This is a genomic window from Vibrio lentus, from assembly GCF_002875945.1.
Lineage (GTDB): Bacteria > Pseudomonadota > Gammaproteobacteria > Enterobacterales > Vibrionaceae > Vibrio > Vibrio apostichopi.
This window is the reverse complement of sequence record NZ_MCZK01000159.1, coordinates 1-1,262: the sequence shown is the minus strand read 5'-3', so window position 1 is coordinate 1,262 and position 1,262 is coordinate 1. Positions and strand designations below refer to the sequence as shown.

Below are 1,262 nucleotides of genomic sequence, written 5' to 3'. Positions count from 1 at the left end.
TGAAGTGGCATAGTGAATTTGGCCACCTGATTAAGAGGTGATGTATGATCATCTCGATACTAAAACAGGTGACATTATGACTAAGCGTGAAAGACGCACTTTTAACCCAGAATTTAAACTTGAATGTGCTCAGCTAGTGCTTGACCAGGGACGTTCTTATAAAGAAACCTGCGAAGCGATGGGGATTGGAAAAACCACGTTAGAAAGCTGGGTAAGGCAACTCAAAGCTGAAAGAGCGGGTAAGGCACCAAATTCATCACCACTCACTCCAGAGCAAAGAGAAATTCGTGACCTTAAAAAGAAAATCAAACGCATTGAAGAAGAAAAGGAAATTCTAAAAAAGGCTACGGCTCTCTTGATGTCAGACTCCCTGAACGGTTCTCGATGATCGAGAAACTCAAGAAGAGTTATGCTGTGAAACGGCTTTGCGAAGTGTTCGGGGTTCATCGCAGTAGTTATCGTTATTGGGTAAATAGGGATAAATCTCTGTCGTCAGAGCATGTGCTTGTCCGTGCTGAAGTTCGCCGAGCTTATGAGTTGAGCAATGGTTCCGCTGGAGCGAGAACCATTGCTGATATAATTACAGCGAGGGGCATTCCACTTAGTCGCTACCGAGCGAGTAAGTTCATGAAAGAACTAAACTTAGTCAGTTGCCAACTACCAAAGCATATGTACAAAAAAACACAGCAGGAACATGCTCATATACCTAACCGATTAAATCGTCAGTTCGCGGTGACTGAACCGAACCAAGTCTGGTGCGGCGATGTGACCTACATCTGGACGGGACAGAGATGGTCTTATCTAGCAGTTGTTATTGACTTGTTCGCACGAAAAGTCATCGGCTGGGCAATGTCTAACTCTCCAGATAGCGCATTGACTGGCAAGGCGTTGACCATGGCCTATGAGAGCCGTGGAAAGCCGTCAGGGGTAATGTTCCACTCAGATCAAGGTTGCCACTATACGAGTAAAAAATATCGTCAGTTGCTATGGAGATATCGAATCACTCAAAGTATGAGTCGTCGAGGGAACTGTTGGGATAATAGCCCTATGGAGCGAGTGTTCAGAAGTTTAAAAACGGAATGGGTACCAAAGAATGGCTATAGAAGTTTTACAGAGGCGCAGCAAGCAATAACGGATTACCTAGTTGGTTATTACAACCAGCATCGTCCACATCAATATAACGGTGGATTAACACCAAATGAGTCAGAACGACAGTTCTGGTTCCCTTATAAAACTGTGGCCAGTTTTACTTGACCACTTCA

Annotated in this window: 1 protein-coding gene; it reads left to right on the top strand. The window is 44.4% G+C overall.

The window, feature by feature from the left end:
* Window positions 1-76: 76 nt before the first annotated feature.
* Window positions 77-1,254 (top strand): IS3 family transposase gene (locus BCT49_RS20470; protein WP_102437816.1). Its coding sequence is split into 2 segments (ribosomal slippage): window positions 77-335 and window positions 335-1,254, totalling 1,179 coding nucleotides; the frame shifts between segments, so codons are not numbered across the junction.
* Window positions 1,255-1,262: the final 8 nt, after the last annotated feature.